This is a genomic window from Lactobacillus sp. ESL0681 (assembly GCF_029392835.1).
Taxonomy (GTDB): Bacteria; Bacillota; Bacilli; order Lactobacillales; family Lactobacillaceae; genus Lactobacillus.
Genome location: NZ_CP113943.1, coordinates 432,914 through 447,527 on the forward strand (window position 1 = coordinate 432,914; position 14,614 = coordinate 447,527).

A 14,614-nucleotide genomic window follows, 5' to 3' on the forward strand; every position below is an offset into this window, starting at 1 on the left:
TTGAAAATTGTCAAAAAATAAACCAGCATCTTTAAGATAATGATACTGGTTTATTGTTAAAGTTTTAAAGTTTCGGCATTCAAGGCCACAATTACTGTTGACAGCGACATTAAAATTGCACCTACAGCTGGATCAAGAATAATACCTAATGGTGCCAAAATCCCTGCGGCTAGCGGAATTGCCAGAATATTATAGCCAGCACCCCACCAAAGATTTTGGATAGTTTTCGCATGGGTTTTTTGCGCCAAGTTTAGAAAACTAATAATATCAGTTGGCTCACTATTGACTAATACCACATCTGCAGAATCCACTGCCACATCAGTCCCAGCACCGATAGCCACTCCGATGTCTGCCTTAGCAAGGCTAGGAGCATCATTAATGCCATCGCCAACCATCATTACATGATTACCTTTTGCCTGTAATTTAGCAACGATATCTGCTTTATCTTCTGGCAGCAATTCAGCGTATACCTGCGTAATTCCCAACTCACTAGCAATACCTTTAGCAGCTTTTTGATTATCACCAGTCAACATCACAGGGATAATATTAAATTGTTTAATTCGCATAATTAGTTTTTTTGCCGTCGACTTTATCTGATCACCAACGCTGATATAGCCAAGAACTTGATCGCCCTGAATTAAGTAACTCACTGTATCGTTACTAGTATCAACTTGTGGTAATGTGGTTACTTGTTCACGTGCTGCATGCTCACTGAATAATTGATATTTTTTACCATTTAAAGTGCCACTAACACCCTTACCATTAAGATTGTTACTCTCAGTCACATCCTGCAATTTCACTTGCTTAGCCTTAGCAAATTGCAAAATACTTTGCGCAATTGGATGCGTGGAATTCTGCTCTATTGAAGCAATCAAAGTTAGCAATTCTTGTTTATCAAGCTGCTTATCGATTGGCTCGTATTTGCGAACAGTAAATTTTCCTTCAGTCAATGTACCGGTTTTATCCATTAACAGATAATTTACTTTTGAACTGATATCAATTACATTTCGATTGCGAATTAACAAACCATTTTTTGCACCTAATGACATGCTCTTAGCATTCACCAGCGGAATCGCTAAGCCGAGAGCATGGGGACAAGCGATGACTAAAACTGTGACCATCCGCTGCAGCCCGTCAGCAATACCACTGATGCTTGTCCAAACAATAAGAGCAATAATTCCAAAAATTAGTGCTGCATAAAATAACCAGCCTGAAACTCGGTCAGCCAAGTTTTGTAGCTTTGACTTATCTTGCTGCGATGATTTGACCAATTTATTAACATTCGCCAAAAAACCAGAATTTACCGCATTGGTAACTTTGATAGTCAATGTACCAGCACCGTTGATTGAGCCGCCAATCACTTTATCACCTTGTTTACGAGTAACAGACCGTGACTCCCCTGTTACTAGCGATTCATTGACATCACTAGTACCTGACAAAACCACACCATCAAGTGGCACACTTTCGCCTGCTTTAACAAGCACATGTTCATCTTTATCAACTTGGTTAAGCGGACGATCTTTAACCTGATCACCTGATTTAACGTGAACTTGATCTGGTAATAGTTTGGCCAAATCATTAACTGAACTGCTAGCTTGCATCATCGAATTCATCTCAATCCAATGACCCAAAAGCATAATTAAAATTAATGTAGCCAGTTCCCAAAAGAAATCCATTACTTGTTCCTGGCTATGTAAGAGTTCGTTTTGTACAAAAGCATAGAGACTATAGAGATAGGCAGTTGAAATTCCAAGTGAAATTAGCGTCATCATTTCTGGCTGTTTGGCTTTGAGCTCTGAATACGCTCCTTTAAGAAAAGGCTGTCCACCATAAATGAATAGTATAGTTGCAAAAATAAGCACTACCCATTGCGAGCCAGGAAAAGAAAATTGGAACGGTAATTTGACCCCCATTGCTGGAGCCAAAAATAAAATCGGTAGCGCCAAGACTAGTGACACCCAAAATTTTTGCTTCAAATTGCCCATGTGCATCATCTGTCCGCCATGCATCATCATATCGTTGTCACTCATATCCATGTTCATTTGATGATCATGGTCATTTTTTGAATGATCCATCTGGTGATTATGACTCATATCCATTTTGTCCATAACAGCACCTCCAGAAAACTTAACTAATTCATTGCCTATATTCAAAGTTTGCATTTGTAAACCAAAACTGTCAAACAAACTGCATTAAAAAACCAGGACTAACCGTCCTAGTTACTTTATTTATGCTTTAGCTATTTTAGTTCTACGATAAAAATGACAACATAAACCAATGATTAAACCGATAAAAGTTGGTACAACCCAATCCATCCCAATTGCAGCAAATGGTAGTATTTTTAATTGAAAAGTTCTAATCTGCATTGCCCAAGCTGTTTGACTAATAACCGGAGGAAATGCAGCAATCATATCTAGAATTGCCGGAATCAATGTAAAGATTACCGTCCAAAAATAAACAATTGGATCATGATCAAATTTGGCCGCTGCAATTGATAAAATGATTAAAGCAATCGCGATTGGATAGACAAACATTAACATCGGTGTTGACCATGAAATAATAGTATCAAGGCCAAAATTAGCAGTTATAAATGAAGCAAAAGTCATAATCGCTAACCAAGTATGGTAGCTAACTTTACTAAAACTGCGATGAAAATCCTGCGCAAAAGCGGCAATTAAGCCAACTGCAGTTGTCAAACAAGTCAGCGTAACAATCGTTGCTAGCAATGCATGCCCAAAATCACCAAGATAATAGGTAACAATTTGATTAAAGGCTGTTCCACCTTCAGGCGAAATTTTAAAATGTTTAAGAGTGGTTGCTCCAAGCCAAATAAGTCCAATATAAATAATTCCAATCCCACTCGTAGCGATGACTCCGGCACGTGCTGTAACCTTGGCATTACTCTTAGCAGATGTCTTCCCCAGTTGTTTAACTGCAGAAACAATGGTATAACCAAAAGCCAGACCAGCTAATGCATCCATCGTATTATAGCCTTCTAAAAAGCCATTAAAAAATGGTGCTTGCTGATAAGCTGTTGTTACCTTTTGTGCATTTGCCTGACCCATCGGTGAAATAAAGCCAAATAAGAAAATTATGAATAGTAATAGTAAAAATAGTGGGTTTAAGATTTTGCCAATTCGTTCTAAAATGGCAGATTGATTGTACGAAATGATAAATGCCAATATAAAAAAGATTGCCGAAAAAATTAATAATCCTGGCCTGGCCCAGTTAGTTGGTAAAACTGGCTGCAGACCAACTGAAAAAGAAATACTCGCTGTTCTGGGAGTCGCAAATAATGGACCAAGCGTTAAATGAATCAGAACCATAAAGATGATGCCAAAATGTTTACCTAACGGTTTACCAATATCATACACTCCTTTAGCATGACTAGCACTAATAGCCAAAACAGCTAGCAGCGGTAATAAAACAGCTGTCACTAGAAAGCCAATTGTCGCAATCCCCCAATTTGCACCAGCAATTTGACCTAGGTGAATTGGAAAAATCATATTCCCAGCACCAAAAAATAGCCCAAATAATAATGATGCCACCATCAGATACTGTTTCCACGTTAGCGGCTTAGTATTTAAATCTTGCTCAATTTCTTTCATATTTTTTACCTCCATTGCTTCAACTTTTTTAGTTACTTAATTCATTAAACTATGACACTTTCTTCCAACAGTTATCGCTCCTTACTGCATTTGAAAAGAAATTTTGGGTAAATAAAAACGCACCCCTGATCTATCATCAAGGGTGCGTTTAACACGGTACCACCTATCTTACTAATAATTACTCTAAATGAATAACTATTCAGTCACTTCACGTACGACATAACTGCGATACGCTAACACGATAATGGGTGTCACCAATATAAGCTACTAAAATTTCACTATATAGCTCAAAGTTACTTTCAGATTACGCTCATGGTTCATTTTCAGCAGTAGAACTCTCTATTAACACTACCTGTAATCTTACTATTCTTTTCATTGCTTTAAATATTAATAATATTCTAATTAAGACAAAATTTTTTGTCAAGCTAAATTTCAAAGTTTGTTAGCATCTTTGTGATTAATAAGCGATAATGTCTTAAGTGTTATTAAGCAATAATTCCAGGCACTGAGAGATAAAAATTAAGTAGTCGATAACATCAAACGTCATTAAGTTAAGTAAAAATAGACCATACTATTATAATTATAATACTGATTTTCTGGTTTTTGGTTGACCCTGAATCGTGCAAACTAATTGCTGACAATTATAGACTTTCTTGACCGTAAAACATAATTAGAAACCATTAAAACTATAGTTAAAGTTATCGTAAGTAATAAAGCATTATCAATATTTGAATTAATACCTAATGTTTCATATAAATTATTGGTATTTGTCATGCCAACATTAATGTCCTTAACAAGTTCATACCGTGTTATTTCTGCAACCTTAAAACCAGGCCAGAAATTCAATACATTTTGCATTGCTTTAGGTAAATCACCATAAGTGATATAGGATGCTGAAAAAAATCCTGTCAGAGTACCTACTATTGCCGAAATCGACGAAAAACTAGAAGTTGTTTTAACAAATATCATTAGTAAATTAAAAAATTCACTTGAGAATACTATTAATACGAAATTTACCAATATAATTATAACAAAATTAGTATTAAAAAAATTATGGTTGTATTTAATCGTTAAAAAAGTATTGCACACCAACATAAATAACACGGTTGATATAGTTCCACTTACAATAGAATTTAAAATATATAAAATATTAATCTTTTTTTTATCTATTTTGGAATTAATCATTAAATCATTAATTGCTTCATTCTCTTTATCTTCAAGCATTTGATTAAACGGACTTAGTGTTGCTGTGATCGCTACAATAGAAATAAGTCCTCCTATCATCCAACAGTCAATAAATTTACTTATATTTAAATAATGCGTTATTGAAGCCACTAATTCATTTCTTAAAAAAAACAAGTAAATCAGTAGGCTAATAAACATACCCAAAAAAGAAAAAAATAGCCCTAGCTTATCTTTTAAATAAATGGATATGTTTCGTTTTATAAATTTTATGTACATTTAATTTCCTTTTATGTTCGCAAATAAATCTGAATACGTTGTTTTCTTTATTTCAAAGTCATTGTTCAATTTATTTTCCTTCTTTAAAAACTCAACTGCCTCTTTGGAAGTCTTAAAATACTTGCTTTGCTCAGCAAGTACCAATTTATATCTCGGCATTCCCTCATAAAACTTTTCTACAGTATCAAAAAAAGTCACTTTTCCGCTTTTTATTACTATTACTTTATTAGCGTGGCTTATTTCTTCCAAAATATGAGTTGTATAAACTACACCGCAGGCAGATTTTTTAATATAAGAACTTATATCACTCCAGATACTTTTTCTCATGTCAAAGTCTATTCCTGCTGTAAGCTCATCTAATATTAAACAGTTAGGCTTAGTCGCAACGACTCTAAAATAATTAACTATACGTTTTTGACCACCAGATAAATTTTCGTAGTTAAGATTTATATTAATCCCTGAGTTTTCTATTTTATTGAGGGCTCTTTCTAGGTCATTTTTATTCTTAATTCTATAAAGCAAATTTTTATAAACGGACAATTTGTTGTCCAAAACATTATCTTGAAAAACTGTCCCTAAATTTACCTTATCGTACATAACCGATCCACTAGTAGGTTTACATAAGCCTAAAATAATATTTAATATTGTTGATTTACCTGCCCCATTCGATCCCAAAAGTGCAATTACATCTCTTTCTCTTATAGAAAAGCTTACCTTATCTAGTATCTTATTTAATGAAACTTTATTAACTAATATCTTCATTCTTGTTGCCTATAAAAATAAACGAAAGTGTTAAATAAAAAATGACATATTATTGAAATCAAAATACCGTATTTTAAAAAAAGTATTGCAAATATAATCCCTTGAATCACCTTGTACACACTCCTATAGCCTAAATACGGTAGATGTGATATTCCAAATGCCAAACCCGAAATTAAAACATAACTTACTAAAGTAATTCCAATAGTCTTTCCGATTAAAAAGATCATCCAACGAAAATGAAATTCTTCTAGTATAGGAAAGATAAATATTGACTTTTGCTCTTGAATTATCTGAAAAGTTCGTAACATAATCCTTGGATTCTTCCAAGCACTTAGTTCTATTGCTAAAGATAGAATAACACTACATACAGTAAATAATATTATATATATGTATTCTGTACTTTGATATACTAAACTTAATATTAAATCAAAAAAGAACAAAACGTATAAATACAGTGTTCCTAAACTCTTAAACCTAAAATAAGGAAGCATTTTTAAGATATATATAAAAGCTCCTGGCATCATAAGCAATATAAACATCAAAAAATTAAGCCATTGGATGTTCAACATTGTTGATTATACCTCCTGTATGTTGATATCTTGGATGCAACTTAGGTGGATAACTCGGCATACACATTGGTAACATTTGAGGAGCAATTACTCTAGAAACGTTAAGATTCATATCTGCAAATTCATGGGGCGTTATATTAGTTACTCCTGCCCATTTAAGCAAATTAGAATTTTTAAAAATTAAATCTTGTAGACTTTCGGCTTTTCCTTCATCACTTATACTTAATTTAACCCTATTCTCTTTTAACCTTGGTTTATCATGAATAGTATAATATGCAACATTTTTATCTAAATTATCCATATGATTAAGCTCGTCTACTGCTGTTCTTAATAGCTTAGAATTCATCCAACCTAGGTTGATGCTATACGCCATAACGGTTAAAGCCTCTAATAATCCTCGATATAAAGCCTTATCCAAGCTATAAGCTCCTTGCATCCCCACTGAATAACATGGTCTTTTTAATTTACCAAAAATTTCACAAACAACTATCCACAAGTGTTTGTCAAAAGAAATATCTGTAAATTGCACATCATAATCATCTAGAAAAGAATTAGAAAAATTAGGAAAATACCTTTTGAACAATTCTTTTACATCTACATCAAGCTTCTTTCCCACGTGTCCTCCATACCACCACAAGTTATATGAATCAATTTGAAGATATTCTATTAAAGCATTCTCTACTGATTTCTCGATGCTTTCTTGTGAAGCAGTACCTGTTGATACAGCACTTACATTATATCTTTTAACTTTTTTTATGGGATCAGTAAACATTACCAATCCAGCAGGCTCATAAATAGTTTGCTCAGGATTCACTAAGGAAATCATTTTTATCCAATTAATCTTATCCGTTTCACTAATTATTTCAACCGGAGCTGTTTTATCAAAAACGTTTATATATTCTAGTGGCAAAACAGATTCTTGACCATATTTCTTACATAAATTTTTATAAGAATCAAAAATCAAATCGTTTCTCAATGTCATTGGCATAATTGAAAAAGCGTACCTTTCTGAACTTTCTCCCAAGAAACTTAGCCTAGCCTCTTTATATGTACTTCCATAACCACTCAAATGCGGTATGATCTTTAAAGAATTTCCATAAATCAATGAACTAATATTACTTAAATTTGCAGTTACATAGTTTAATGGAGGTAAGGGGTATGGGCTATCTCCAATAAAAAAATTATTATGATCCCAAATTCCTGTTAAATTTCCGCCAAGAAGCTGTTGTCTAGCATTTAAAGAATTTGAATTATTTTTAATTTTCATTATTGTTCTCCACTTTCTATTGTTTTTAGCAACTCAACAATATGCATATTCTGTTCCTCATGAAAAACATTATTTTGAGTTGAACATATCGTGCAAGTGGTCTGTATTCTATTTGAATCGAAATAATATTCTTTAGTTTCAGTATCTAATTCAATAACATTTCCAACAGTGTTTGTTCCCCCTTTACTTTCCAAATCGCTAACTATTAACATGTTTAATCCAAATTTAGTAGCCTTTTCACCATAATTAACATTGTCTTGTCTATTAGAATAACTAGAATCTAAAACTTCTATATTATTTAATTTAGCTTTTATTTGATTCTCTAAACACTGGAAGCAACCACTTTCATCATGATGAACTGTAGTCACAAACAAAAAAGAATAATCGGATATAGAAAAAGTTCCTAAAATTCCTAAGTACTTTAATATTATATTAAAAGTTCTTATCCTGTTAGCATGAAAGTATGTATCAACCCAAAAAATATGATCATAACTTTTCAAGTTATACCCTGAAATAATATTATCAATTAGCGTTTTATTAGTCACTACGTCGTGTATCTCGTTCAACTTTATAAAACTTTCATCATTAGAGATTTGGTCAGCAGACAAAATACTTATATCTTTAGGTAAATTTTTCTTATAGAACTTGCCTTCTTGTTCATTTACAATGAACAAAATTTTAGAAGGTTGAATTGCAAATTCAATTTTGTTCATATATCCCATTTGCGACAGGACATTCAAATCTTTTTCTACTTCTCTTCTTTTAACATCAATTACTTTCCTAGTTTCAAGTTGTTTTAAAGTATTAACAAGTAAAGGAGTGCTTGCCTTTTCATCTATATCTAAGCTTTGATAAGTAATTACACCTCTATTAAGAGTAATTGTATTTCCATCCATACTAATTTTAACATCTTTTGGTAACTGAAATTTTCCCATTATCTTTCCCCTATAACTTGTGAATGAACAACCTGCTCCGTAACTCCATCGAGTAATAGCCTTCTTTGTATTTTATTTTTATTAAACCCACCTACTTGACAAGAGCCAAGAGAAAGATCTGAGGCGCCTAAATCGATTAACTCCGAAATTTCACCAGTTTCTATTAAAGCAAAATTTAACGATGATTCTCCATATTTAGGGTATGACTTAGAAAAATTAAATACGTAAAACAAGGCAAATGCTACTTCAGGTAAATTAATATCTACCCCAATAATGTCTTTATCAATTGTATTTATTTTCGAGATTTGTTTTAACGAGAAACTATGAGGCTGCAGTTTATACCAGCCTCTATCAACCTTAGATACATTAACTGCTAACAAGTAAATATCTATTGGATATAGACCTCCTCCAGAGGCATAACCTCTTGTAGGAACAATTAGATCTCCATATTTTGCAGTTCTTTTTGTATCACAAACAAGCGACATTAGTTCTGAAAACTTTTCAAAACTTAATTTAATGGGAATATATTTTCTTGTACTTTTACGGTTATTTAATAATCCTTGAATAGTAGATTTAAAGCTATTTCTTTTAAGTCTCAGTTTAATAGTTTCATCGGTATTTACTTCAGCATATTTTCCAACAGCCATTTCTTTAGCTGCAGTTTGCTCATTATTAAAGTAATCTATAGTTTTATAATCTGATATATTCATATGTCCTATATTACTTAGATATGTAAATGCTGGACTTTCAATACTACCTTCAATAACCTGCCTGTATCTATGTGTATTAAAATGACTACCAATATTCTGTTTATCATTATTTAATACTTCAGAAAATACGAGTTGCTTTTTTATCTTTTTTAACTCATCATTTGCATCTTTCATAATTGATTTATTTCCTTTCTGGAAGCTTAACAACAGAAACTAAAATAATACAGACTAGAATTGTTAAAAGCTTTATAAAAAAATAGTAATTAACTCCAAAGATATTTTTAATTATTATATTACCTTTTACAAAAAAAGTTATCAAGTTTCCAAGTAATAACCCCACTATTACCCCAAGCATAATTTTATATTTCATACTGCTTTACCTCGTTATAAAATAAGCAGTTACTATAGTCCTTTAATAGTAACTGCTTACTTTTTGAAAATTACTTTTACTTAACTTTCAGCCCCGCTACTGCTACAACAACAGCAGCAGCAACAACATGATGCACCAGAATAACTTAAATCAGAATTAACAGTTTCTTTATCCCTAATACTAGAGCAGCTATTACTTTTAATTACCATAATTAAACCCAACCCCCTTTCTCTAATTTTCTTACGTTAAGCATATCACTAGCCCCCCTTATATGCAAGCGATTTCATAAAAACAATTAATTATTTGTGATTAATAAGCATTTACTTGGCTGTCTTGTTACGTTTAACAAAATGACAAACCAATCCAATTACTAAACCAACCAATGCTGGAATAATCCAATCCATCCCAATTTCTGCAAATGGTAAAAATTTTAACTGAAATGATCTTAACGCTAATGCCCAAGAACTTTGGCTGACTACGGGTGGGAATGTAGCTACCATATCTAAAAGTGCGGGTAATAAAGTAAATAGAACTACCCAAAAGTAAACTACTGGATCACGATCAAATAATGAGGCCGAGATTGACAATAAGATTAGCACCATTGCAAACGGATAAATAAACATTAGCATTGGTGTTGACCATGAAATCAGTGTATCTAAACCGAAGTTAGCAGTTAAAAATGATACCAAGGTCATTAATCCTAACCAAGTATGATAACTAACTTTAGAAAAACTACGATGAAAATCCTGCGCAAAAGCGGCGATTAAACCAACTGCTGTTGTTAAACAGGTAACTGTGATTAAGGTAGCAAGCAAGACATGACCAAAACCACCTAAATAGTGAGTAACAATTTGATTGAAAGCTACACCGCCATCAGCAGATAACTTAAAATGACTTAAAGTCGTTGCACCTAACCAGATCAACCCAACATAAATTACACCAATAGCAGCCGTTGCCAAAACTCCTGCTTTAGCTGTTACTTTAGCATTGCTTTTAGCAGTAGTCTTACCCATTTGCCGTACTGCAGTAACCACAGTGACTCCAAATGCTAACCCAGCTGGTGCGTCAATTGTGTTATAGCCTTCAATAAAGCCGTGTAGTAAAGGCGCTTGCTGATAAGCCGTTGTCGCCTTTTGCGCATTTGCCTGACCCATTGGCGAAAAGAAAGCTAATAAAAAAATTGCAAACAATAATAATAAAAATGCGGGATTAAGAATTTTGCCAATACTAGTTAAAATATTCGATTCCTTATAAGCAATTACAAATGCCAGTAAGAAAAATACAGCTGAGAAAAGCAACAGTCCTGTGTGCCAAAGGTTCTTAGGAAGAACTGGTTGCAGTCCAACAGTAAAAGAAACACTTGCTGTGCGCGGCGTTCCAAACAATGGTCCAATTATGAGATGGATCAGTACCATAAAGGTCAAGGCAAAAGTTTTACCTAATGGCAGGCCGACATCATAAACCCCTTTAGCATGCGTCGCGCTAATTGCTAGCACTGAAAGCAATGGCAATAAAACGGCCGTAATCAAGAAGCCGACTGTGGCAGGTATCCAATTTGCGCCCGACATTTGTCCTAAGTGAATCGGAAAAATTAGATTTCCCGCTCCAAAAAACAAACCAAATAATAATGATGCAATTACTAGATATTGCTTCCAAGTCAATGGTTTTTGATTAAGATCTTGTTCTAATTCATTCATTTTTTAACCTTCTTTACAATAATAAGTTAAAGATAGCAGCCGATATCACTCCAACAATAACAACGACAGATAAGTTTTTAGAAATTAATGCGGCAATTAGTGTCGGAATTGAGGCAAGTAAATTTAGGTAGTTAATCGTTGGCAACTTACCGAGATTAGCAGTAAACAAGTTTTGAACCCACATCGCTGCCAAAATAGTAACTGGTACAAAACTTAAAAAATCAGCTACTACCTGTGGCAAAGAAATTTTTTTCAATAACACAAATGGTAAGGTTCGTGACAGCCAAGTTACCAGTCCACAACACACAATTGTCAATAAAATAAAATTATTGGTTGGCATTTTTAATTAAAACTCCTAACATGCAGCCTAAAACAGTTATTACTAAAACCAAAATATTAGCCGGTATAAAAATTAAGCCTAAATACGTACCTACCAACACAAAAATTACTAAGCCCAATTGTAATCCGAGTTTGATCGACTTATCAGAAGTGATTTGGGAATACAATAAGCCGATAAACATGGCCGTAATTGCAAAGTCAAGTCCAAACTTAGCTGGATCCGTAATTAAAGATCCGAGGCCCGCTCCTAGCGCACTACTCAATATCCAAGTTAAATATGAAACCACATTAACCGTGTTAAACCAAGTAAAATTCAACTTTTGTTCAGTATAATTTAGTTTATTAACAGCTAGCGCAAAACTCTCATCAGTCAATAAGGTACCTAACCAGATATTCTTCCTCATTGACTCATCTTTTAAAAATGGCGTTAGTGTGGTACTCATCAAAGTCATACGAGCATTGACCAAAAAAACGGAAAACACAATTGCTGGTAGCGAGCTATGCGCCAAGAGCATTGATACTAAAACAAACTGCGCTGAACCTGCATAAACAAAAATCGAAATCAACGTTACCAGCCAGATTGACAAGCCAGACGCTCGTCCGACAACGCCAAAGGCAATACCAATTCCTAAATAACCAAAAACAGTTGGTAAAGTTTCAACTAGAGCTGATTTACTAGTTAAATTATTATCCATCACACCACTTCCCTTATCTTCTTTAACAATAAAAAGCACCCTTGAAAATTAATTCAAGGGTGCTTAACTTGGCACGGTACCACCTATTTTACTGAAAAATTATACTAATAAATAATAATCCAGTCACTTCACGTACGGCATAATACGATACGCTAACGCGATAATGGGCGTTACCAATATTGGTTACTTAAATTCACCAAATAGCTCCAAGGGATTTTCTGCTGACACTTGTGCTTCCATCTCAATCACCGGAAGTCCCTGTACAACTTTGTGCAAGCATACTTTTCTTTTCATTGCTTTTTTAGATATTAAAAGTATTCTAATTATTAACTTATTTTTTGTCAAGCGATTTTTGTGAAAAAATCGTATTTACCACATGCCGATTACTTTGGTCCAGAGTAATCCTCCTCCAAGCCAAATTACATTTAGTACCAACCCAATAATTGCGCTTAGCTTCCACCAATCCTTATTAGAAACATAACCAGTTGATGAAAGTAAGGCAGCTGGTCCGGCAGAATAACTAGACGTCGATAAATATAGTGAACCATCAAAGGCCAACATTAAAGCAGCCATAACTGGCGGTACTCCCGCACCAATTGCAATTGATAGAAATCCGGCATATAAGGCGGAAATTTGCGTAGAAACACTCGGGAATAAATAGTGTAAATAAAAGTAAGCAAGGTATAAAATCACTAAAACTAGTACCCAATTCATACCCTGAAGCGTGCTACCTAAAGTTTTCGAAAACCACGGAAAGAATCCAAGCGTCATCAACTTCTGTGACATTAACATAATAATTGATAACCAAGTCAAAATATTCCAAGCAAAACTCTGGCCTAGCATATCTTTAACATTAATTACTCCTGTAATTAGAAGTAAAGCTACTGCAATAAAACTAACTTCGGTTGCATCAATTCCAAATTTAGAGCCAATTAACCATAAAACGACAGCCAACACAAAAATAATTGCCATAATTTTTTCTGCAGCAGTCATTTTTCCTAGCTCTGTTAATTTATTGTCTGCCCAAGCATGAGCATTAGGTGTTTCTTTAACTTTAGGCGGGTAAATTTTGTATAAAATGAACGGCACGACAAGTAAAGAAATTAGTCCTGGCACGATGGCGGCAGCGAACCACTGCATCCATGAAATTGAAATATTTTGGGTTTTAGCAATTCCTAAAGCCACCATATTACCAGCTAAACCTGTCAAAAACATCGTCGAAGTAACAATGTTAATTTCATATTCATTAAATACTAGAAAAGAGCCCATATTTCTTTGAGTTCCCTTTTCTGGATCTGAACCCATTTCTTTTGAAAGGTTATCAATAATCGGATACATAATTCCATTGACTCGTGCATTATTACTGGGAATCCCGATTGCTAAAATAGTTTCAACAAAAGATAACGCGTAAGCCAATCCTAGAGTTTTTTTACCAAAAATTTTAACAAAAAAGTAAGCAATCCGCTTCCCAAGACCTGATTTGATAAAACCAGCAGCAATGAACATGCACATGGCAACCATCCAAGCGGTTGAATTACCAAAACCTGCAGCAACCTCATCCATCTTAAAAATTCCTGTCATTGTGGCAATTACCACTGCAATGATAGTTGTAGCCATCATTGGTAGTGGCTTAGTAACGCATGCGATAATTGTTGCAATAAATATCGCAAATAGGTGCCAAGCAGTAACATTGATCGCATTCGGCTTTAACGGCATTAATAGCCACAAAACAATGCCAATTCCAAGTGGCCAAATCCACTTTTTCCATTCAAATTTATCTAACATTTTTTCTCCCTTCCAAGTTTTTAGCTTTTTGAATTGCTGAATTTACAGCTTCTTGTATTGCATTAGTTGTTGTCGAAGCTCCAGAAATAGCATCAACTTTTGTAGAATTATGTTTGACAATCTCTTGCGGAATTTGCTTAATTGCCACTGCACCAATTCCTTCAGTTTCATGATTTTCAATAACTTCTACATTTTTAATTATTCCATCTTGGTAAGTTACCCGAACTAGAATCTTGCCACCAATCCCCTTTTCAGAAGAGCCCAAATACTGATTTTTGGCTAAGTATATTTGTTCATCATCTCCAGACAATAAATCATTAATGCGTGGCAGCTGATTAGCAATACCACTACTCTTTTTAGCTGGCATTTTTACAACATTTTCGCCGGCTATCTTACCAAAAATTAGACACTCTGCT

At 33.9% G+C, this 14,614-nt stretch carries 12 protein-coding genes and 1 other annotated feature; all 12 genes read right to left on the reverse strand.

What is annotated here, in order from left to right; genetic code table 11:
• Positions 1 to 56: 56 nt before the first annotated feature.
• Complete coding sequence (locus tag OZX59_RS02205) at positions 57 to 2,108, reverse strand: copper-translocating P-type ATPase (protein WP_277126512.1); 2,052 nt, start codon at positions 2,106 to 2,108, stop codon at positions 57 to 59.
• A 120-nt stretch (positions 2,109 to 2,228) separates the two neighbouring features.
• Positions 2,229 to 3,608: a branched-chain amino acid transport system II carrier protein gene (brnQ, locus tag OZX59_RS02210; RefSeq protein WP_277126513.1), complete on the reverse strand. Its 1,380-nt coding sequence runs from the start codon at positions 3,606 to 3,608 to the stop codon at positions 2,229 to 2,231.
• Positions 3,609 to 4,235: 627 nt separating this feature from the next.
• Positions 4,236 to 5,069 carry a hypothetical protein gene (locus tag OZX59_RS02215; RefSeq protein WP_277126514.1) on the reverse strand — a complete coding sequence of 278 codons (834 nt, stop codon included), beginning with the start codon at positions 5,067 to 5,069 and terminating at the stop codon, positions 4,236 to 4,238.
• Complete coding sequence (locus OZX59_RS02220; RefSeq protein WP_277126515.1) at positions 5,070 to 5,831, reverse strand: ABC transporter ATP-binding protein; 762 nt, start codon at positions 5,829 to 5,831, stop codon at positions 5,070 to 5,072.
• Positions 5,832 to 6,377: 546 nt separating this feature from the next.
• A complete protein-coding gene (locus OZX59_RS02225) occupies positions 6,378 to 7,667 on the reverse strand; it encodes a YcaO-like family protein (protein ID WP_277126516.1) in 1,290 nt (429 codons plus the stop codon).
• On the reverse strand, positions 7,667 to 8,602 hold the full coding sequence (locus OZX59_RS02230; protein WP_277126517.1) for a hypothetical protein: 936 nt from the start codon (positions 8,600 to 8,602) through the stop codon (positions 7,667 to 7,669). The genes OZX59_RS02225 and OZX59_RS02230 overlap by 1 nt, the downstream gene beginning before the upstream one ends.
• On the reverse strand, positions 8,602 to 9,486 hold the full coding sequence (locus OZX59_RS02235) for a SagB/ThcOx family dehydrogenase (protein ID WP_277126518.1): 885 nt from the start codon (positions 9,484 to 9,486) through the stop codon (positions 8,602 to 8,604). Before OZX59_RS02235 ends, OZX59_RS02230 begins: the two co-directional genes overlap by 1 nt.
• 516 nt (positions 9,487 to 10,002) lie before the next feature.
• Complete coding sequence (gene brnQ, locus OZX59_RS02240; RefSeq protein WP_277126519.1) at positions 10,003 to 11,379, reverse strand: branched-chain amino acid transport system II carrier protein; 1,377 nt, start codon at positions 11,377 to 11,379, stop codon at positions 10,003 to 10,005.
• Positions 11,380 to 11,392: 13 nt separating this feature from the next.
• Positions 11,393 to 11,719, reverse strand: coding sequence for an AzlD domain-containing protein (locus OZX59_RS02245; protein ID WP_277126520.1), 327 nt, complete (start codon positions 11,717 to 11,719; stop codon positions 11,393 to 11,395).
• On the reverse strand, positions 11,706 to 12,413 hold the full coding sequence (locus OZX59_RS02250) for an AzlC family ABC transporter permease (protein WP_277126521.1): 708 nt from the start codon (positions 12,411 to 12,413) through the stop codon (positions 11,706 to 11,708). The genes OZX59_RS02245 and OZX59_RS02250 overlap by 14 nt, the downstream gene beginning before the upstream one ends.
• A 52-nt stretch (positions 12,414 to 12,465) precedes the next feature.
• Positions 12,466 to 12,716, reverse strand: a binding site (T-box leader).
• Positions 12,717 to 12,782: 66 nt separating this feature from the next.
• Complete coding sequence (locus tag OZX59_RS02255; RefSeq protein WP_277126522.1) at positions 12,783 to 14,198, reverse strand: DASS family sodium-coupled anion symporter; 1,416 nt, start codon at positions 14,196 to 14,198, stop codon at positions 12,783 to 12,785.
• Entirely contained in the window at positions 14,188 to 14,565 is a 378-nt protein-coding gene (locus tag OZX59_RS02260) for an FMN-binding protein (protein WP_277126975.1), read from the reverse strand. Before OZX59_RS02260 ends, OZX59_RS02255 begins: the two co-directional genes overlap by 11 nt.
• Between the last annotated feature and the right edge of the window lie 49 nt (positions 14,566 to 14,614).

Bases quoted from the DNA above. Each gene is read 5' to 3' on its own strand.
- OZX59_RS02205 (WP_277126512.1), bottom strand. From the start codon at position 2,108: ATGGACAAAATGGATATGAGTCATAATCACCAGATGGATCATTCAAAA.
- brnQ (WP_277126513.1), bottom strand. From the start codon at position 3,608: ATGAAAGAAATTGAGCAAGATTTAAATACTAAGCCGCTAACGTGGAAA.
- OZX59_RS02215 (WP_277126514.1), bottom strand. From the start codon at position 5,069: ATGTACATAAAATTTATAAAACGAAACATATCCATTTATTTAAAAGAT.
- OZX59_RS02220 (WP_277126515.1), bottom strand. From the start codon at position 5,831: ATGAAGATATTAGTTAATAAAGTTTCATTAAATAAGATACTAGATAAG.
- OZX59_RS02225 (WP_277126516.1), bottom strand. From the start codon at position 7,667: ATGAAAATTAAAAATAATTCAAATTCTTTAAATGCTAGACAACAGCTT.
- OZX59_RS02230 (WP_277126517.1), bottom strand. From the start codon at position 8,602: ATGGGAAAATTTCAGTTACCAAAAGATGTTAAAATTAGTATGGATGGA.
- OZX59_RS02235 (WP_277126518.1), bottom strand. From the start codon at position 9,486: ATGAAAGATGCAAATGATGAGTTAAAAAAGATAAAAAAGCAACTCGTA.
- brnQ (WP_277126519.1), bottom strand. From the start codon at position 11,379: ATGAATGAATTAGAACAAGATCTTAATCAAAAACCATTGACTTGGAAG.
- OZX59_RS02245 (WP_277126520.1), bottom strand. From the start codon at position 11,719: ATGCCAACCAATAATTTTATTTTATTGACAATTGTGTGTTGTGGACTG.
- OZX59_RS02250 (WP_277126521.1), bottom strand. From the start codon at position 12,413: ATGGATAATAATTTAACTAGTAAATCAGCTCTAGTTGAAACTTTACCA.
- OZX59_RS02255 (WP_277126522.1), bottom strand. From the start codon at position 14,198: ATGTTAGATAAATTTGAATGGAAAAAGTGGATTTGGCCACTTGGAATT.
- OZX59_RS02260 (WP_277126975.1), bottom strand. From the start codon at position 14,565: ATGCCAGCTAAAAAGAGTAGTGGTATTGCTAATCAGCTGCCACGCATT.